The 4,793-nt window shown below is 67.8% G+C and carries 4 protein-coding genes; 2 read left to right on the top strand and 2 right to left on the bottom strand.

What is annotated here, in order from left to right:
* Positions 1 to 29: 29 nt before the first annotated feature.
* On the bottom strand, positions 30 to 1,202 hold the full coding sequence (locus tag E9529_RS21050; protein WP_236833217.1) for a hypothetical protein: 1,173 nt from the start codon (positions 1,200 to 1,202) through the stop codon (positions 30 to 32).
* 5 nt (positions 1,203 to 1,207) lie between these two features.
* Positions 1,208 to 3,262 carry a helicase HerA domain-containing protein gene (locus tag E9529_RS21045; RefSeq protein WP_236833216.1) on the bottom strand — a complete coding sequence of 685 codons (2,055 nt, stop codon included), beginning with the start codon at positions 3,260 to 3,262 and terminating at the stop codon, positions 1,208 to 1,210.
* 389 nt (positions 3,263 to 3,651) lie between these two features.
* Between E9529_RS21045 and E9529_RS21040 the strand changes: the two genes are divergently transcribed.
* Both E9529_RS21040 and E9529_RS21035 read left to right on the top strand, forming a co-directional pair.
* Positions 3,652 to 4,485 (top strand): DUF5710 domain-containing protein, encoded by an 834-nt coding sequence (locus E9529_RS21040; RefSeq protein ID WP_236833215.1) that lies wholly within the window; start codon positions 3,652 to 3,654, stop codon positions 4,483 to 4,485.
* A gap of 83 nt (positions 4,486 to 4,568) precedes the next feature.
* Complete coding sequence (locus E9529_RS21035; RefSeq protein WP_236833214.1) at positions 4,569 to 4,742, top strand: hypothetical protein; 174 nt, start codon at positions 4,569 to 4,571, stop codon at positions 4,740 to 4,742.
* The last annotated feature ends 51 nt before the right edge of the window (positions 4,743 to 4,793 follow it).

Here is a 4,793-nt window from a genome sequence, read left to right as displayed (position 1 = left end):
GGCCGAACCGTCACACCCCAATGCCAGAATCACGCACCGGCGGCCCACCGAGTCGCATCCCGATGATCACCGATGGGCGGGCGAAAGATCCGGGCTAGGGCTCGGTAGATGAACTTGCGACCCCAGTAGGTTTCCTTGCCGTAGTTGGCCGGGTCGGCGGTGTTGGCAATCCGGGCTATGACAGCGGCATCGCAGACAAGCAGCTCACCCGGCGCCAGAACGTCGTTGCGGGCGAGTTGGCGCGCGTAGTCAACCATCGCACCGCTCTTCTCGATACCGCAGAGGTAGGGTGCGTCACCGGGAGTAGTCGCCGCCATGGCCTGGAAGTACGTTTCCGCGCGCCCGCGTAGCTTCGCCGGCTCGCCGTACATGGCCAGTGGTCCGTCGACGAGGAACAGCGTGGAGGCCAGCAGGTCACCGCGGGACTGCTCCCACAAAAGGGTCGTAAGCCCCACCAGGACAAGCAGCTCGACGACCGACCGGAGCCGCCCCAGCGGCTCCTCGTTGCGGCCCTCTTCGCTGACTGCTTCCTGCAGGCGCAGGGTGTCGGTCGGGTGCAGGGCCAGGCCGCACCCTGTGCAGGGCGCGCCCTCGGCGGGCACAGGAACGTCCTCGGTGCCGCATCCGGGTGCCGGGCAGTGCACCGGCACGTGCGGCGCGGGGGTACCCGGTGTTCCGTGCAGCAGCATGAGCAGGTCGAGCAGGCTCTGGTCGAGACGGTTGACCTGAACCTTCTTCGTGGCGAACAGCTGGGCGACGAGTTCACGCCACGAGGTGGCGATGTCGATGCCCGGGCGGGTGTACGCGCCGGCCACGGGCAGATCGAGGGATACCAGTGCGCTGTTGACGGCCTCGGCGATCGCGACTGGGTCGACGAATCGCTGCGCGCGTTGGGTCTCCATGACGTCGAGGTCGACGAAGGCGGCCGCGGCCTGGGCGTAGCCGTAGACGACTGAGGGCATGCCGTCGCGGACCGATTCCACGACGTGCGATCCGTCGATGGCCAGCGCGGCCTTCAGCGGTGATGTTGAGCGCGCCAAGTCGCTGCGGGGCCGGATCCGGTCACGCAGCCAGGTCGTGTCGCCGAGTCGTTCCGCGGGCACGTAGAAGTCGGCTTTGTCGGCTAGGGCCCTGACCGCGGCCGTCGCATGGCCGAGGCGGGAGGCCCGTTCGTACCCGCCGGAAAAGGTTTCGTACGGCACGTCGGTCAGCCGTGGCCCGCGGCCAGCGGCGGATCACCGGCCGCGGCGCGTGCCTGATTGACCAGATTCGCGTCGTACTTCTCAATCTGCACGGGCACGATGAACGGCGACGACAGAGTCTTGAGCCGGACGTAGCCGCGATCCTCGGAGGACAGAATGGCGTCGGCGAACGAGCCGAAGTCGTAGAACTTGCTGAGCTCGTTCAGCTCGGTGCGATTGTTCAGATGCGCGACGACCCAGTTCGCGGTGTTGGCCTTCACCTGGTGGGCGACACCGGAGACCTCCTGGGTTGCGTAGAGCATGCCGATCCGCAGCTTCGCCGCCTCCTTCGCCAGCTTCACCCACACGTCCCCGTCATCGCCGTATTTCTTCGTCGAGAACAGGTTGTGCGCCTCTTCGAGCATCACCTGAATAGAAGGCGGCTCCTGCCCGGAGGTGAACGCGGTCGTTTGGTGCTTGAGCAAGCGGCGGGTGATGGCCTCGGACAGGGTGGCGATCACCGCCGGAGTTCCGATATGGAGGTCGACGATGACGATCAGCCCGTAGCACAGGTTGCGGTAGATCTCATCTGCGACGTCGGCGGCCGTGTCCGGGTTGTGGTACGGGCGAAGGTCGTTGAGGTTGCGCCATCCGCGGACCTGTCGACCGCCGCTGCTGGCGGTGTAGATCGGTTCAGTGGCCTGCCAGATGGGGTTGTCGCAGAACTCGACCGCCGGTTGTGCGCCCGCGTCCCGGAGGGCGAGGATCGCGTCGACCAACGTCTGGATCTGGTTGCCGGCGACCGCGCACATGCCGGAATTGCCAATGAGCCGGAACGGGCTCTGGCCGGCCTGGTTGGTGATCGCGTCTCGCAGCTCGGACTTGATCGGCAGCACAATCGAGTACGGGTTGGTGGAGCCAGGGTTGTGTTGCGGCGCAGTGAACCCGGCCCGCAGCAGCGCGGCATACAACAGCAGCCGGCCGCGCTGCGCGTGTGCAGTGCGTCGCCGATCACCGTCGACGTCCCCGAACTCCGTGCCGGCGAAGTCCCGGACGTAGCCGGAGTTGCCGTCCGTGCGCAGCTGCTCGGCGATCATGCTCTGCACGGCCTCGATCTGGGCTGGGTCGAAGAAGTTGATCCCGAGCGGCCGGACGTGCGCCTGCTCCCCTCCAGCGCCGAAGCGGTAGATGCGGACGTGGCGGTCGCCGATGGCCGCGATTGCCGTGCCGTCCTGGGTGTTGTCGTTGGCGTACTCGCCCTGCGGATCGAAGATCAGCTGGCCGATCGGCGGCTGCCCACTTGCCTTGCGCTGAGCCGACACCAGGAACGTCCGGGCGACGATGATCTTGGCGGTGTTGGACTTGCCGGTGCGGGTCATGCCGAGCAGGCCGGTCTTGTGGCCGATGAAGTCGTGGATGTTCACCGCGACCGCGGCGTCGGCCTGCTTGGCGGCCAGGGCACGGCGCCTGGTCGCAGAGTATCGGACGCTGCCGATACGCACTTGCTCCACCGGGTGCGGCGAAGGCTTCAGGTAGCTGGCGATCGTCGACAGGCCCTCCCCGACCGGCTTCAGCACCCGGTAGGTGGCGGTGGCGTAGAAGTTGTCGACGTCGGCCCCGAACTCCAGCCGCCGGGTCCCGTCCAGGTCGTCTTCGTAGAACGTCCCCAGGATCCGGCAGCGCAGTCCGGTGAACGACGCACGGTTCCTCGTGAACGGATCCAGATCGACGTCAAGCACGACCGATGGCGAGGCGTCCCGGTGTCGGGAGAGAGCGTCACGCAAGGCCTCCTCGCGGACCGCGTGCAGGTCTGCTTCCAGGCTCAGCGGCGCCGTTCCCTCCACGCGCAGCAGCAGAACCTCATCATCGTCGTTGCCCTCGGCGGTGACGTCGCGAGCCGTCGCCAGCAGGAACGCGAACTGCGGGATGCCACCCGCGTCGAACTTCCAGGTGTCGTGGGTGAGCACCACCGCCTCGTGATAGTCCAGACGCTGGATCGCGCCGATGCGCTGCGCCCGGTCCGGGGCCAAGAGCTGGGACTCGAGCAGCGTGCCCGCACCCACGCCTGGAATCAGATCCACGCTACAAGCCTTCCTGCCGATACCAGGTAGTTCCAGGATCATGTCAGCCGCGCAGCACCGAGATGACGAATCGACGCCTGTCAGCGTGGCGTGAGGGTGGCGGCCAGGCCGCTCGCCACCCCGCCCGGGAGGATGCGCCGCAATGATCGTGCGGTCGCGCCAACACTGCATCTGCTGTCGGGACAGGTCGATAGTGGGTGCCCAACGTGCAGGCTGACGCAGACGGGCTGACCGACTGTGGTGAGTCATGCCGTCGCCGTGGGTGTCTCGTGAGTTCGCAGCGGTGACGGGGGTCGCCGGGCCCACCGCGACACCAGATCAAGCAGGCAGCTCAGTTCATGTCAGTACCCGCCTGCATAGTCAGCGCCCCGGAGTAGTACGGAGTACCGATGCCGGAGCGCTTGTGGCTCGATGTGCCATACGCGGAGAAGGACGCTGCGAAGTCGGCCGGCGCGCGCTGGGATCCCGACGTTCGTCGCTGGTACGCGCCGCACGAGGCACTGCCGCCGAAACTGGCGCGCTGGGAGCCCCGGATACCCGAGCTCTTGCCCGGGGAGGACCGCAGCTTCGGCCAAGGCCTCTTCGTCGACCTCGTTCCCTCGTCCTGCTGGTTCACCAACGTCCGCAGCTGCGTCGAGGCAAGCCAGTGGGACGCGCTCCGGTCCATGGTCTACCGGCGGGCCGGTAACCGCTGCGAGGCCTGCGGCGCTCCGCGCGGCCGCGACCGCCAGCGCCTGGAAGCCCATGAGCGCTGGGAGTACGACGAGGCCACCTACACCCAGACGCTGCGGCGCCTTATCGCGCTGTGTTGGTCTTGTCACCGGGCCACGCACTTCGGCTTCGCCGAGGTCACCGGCACCTCCGCCGAGGCCAAGGCCCACCTTCGGGCGGTCAACAACTGGTCGGCCGGCGAGGCTGACGCCCACATCGACCGGGCTTTCGCACTGTGGAACAGGCGGTCGGCCCATCAGTGGCGGCTCGACCTCAGCATTCTGACAATCGCCGGCATCAAGCTGATCGAGCCCCCTGCTCCTGAGTGTCGGAGTGAGGAGAGCGCGGCGCGTCTGGCGGTCAGGTTGCCGGTGCTGCCCACGGCAGCACGAGGTGAGCAAGGCAGCCACGCCACCACGACGCACCAGTGCGACGCCGGAGGCCGCTCCGGATCCGAGCCGCCCCGCAGGAAGCTCTGGGCACGTATTCGCGGAGCACTCGCAGCTCAGTAGCGGCCAGGGCCGCCTGCACCCGGCGCGGGGGTGGTGATCCGAGCAGACCGTGGCCCTGCGATTGCCTCGGCCACGCTGTCGGCGTGGCTGAGCAGGCGCTGGCCAGCGCCGGGCGCTCGAGCCCGCTCGGCGTAGAAACCGGCCAGGTGGCGCTGACTGGGAGCGGCCGGGGACGCGGCACGGTTGACCGCGTCGGCCAGGCTGCTCGACTGAACCTCGATCCACCGTCGATCTTGGTCGGCTCGGTCGGCCTCTGATCTGATCTTGGTCAGCCGGTGCGGGCGTGAAGCAGCCGCCGGTCTGTCCGG

Origin of the sequence: Blastococcus sp. KM273128, assembly GCF_021698975.1 — a bacterium.
Taxonomy (GTDB): domain Bacteria; phylum Actinomycetota; class Actinomycetes; order Mycobacteriales; family Geodermatophilaceae; genus Blastococcus.
Note: the sequence above shows the minus strand (reverse complement) of the source record. Positions and strands in the feature narration are given on the sequence as shown.

Excerpts from the sequence above, each read along its gene's own strand:
- E9529_RS21040 (WP_236833215.1), top strand. The coding sequence starts at position 3,652 with ATGCCGGAGCGCTTGTGGCTCGATGTGCCATACGCGGAGAAGGACGCT.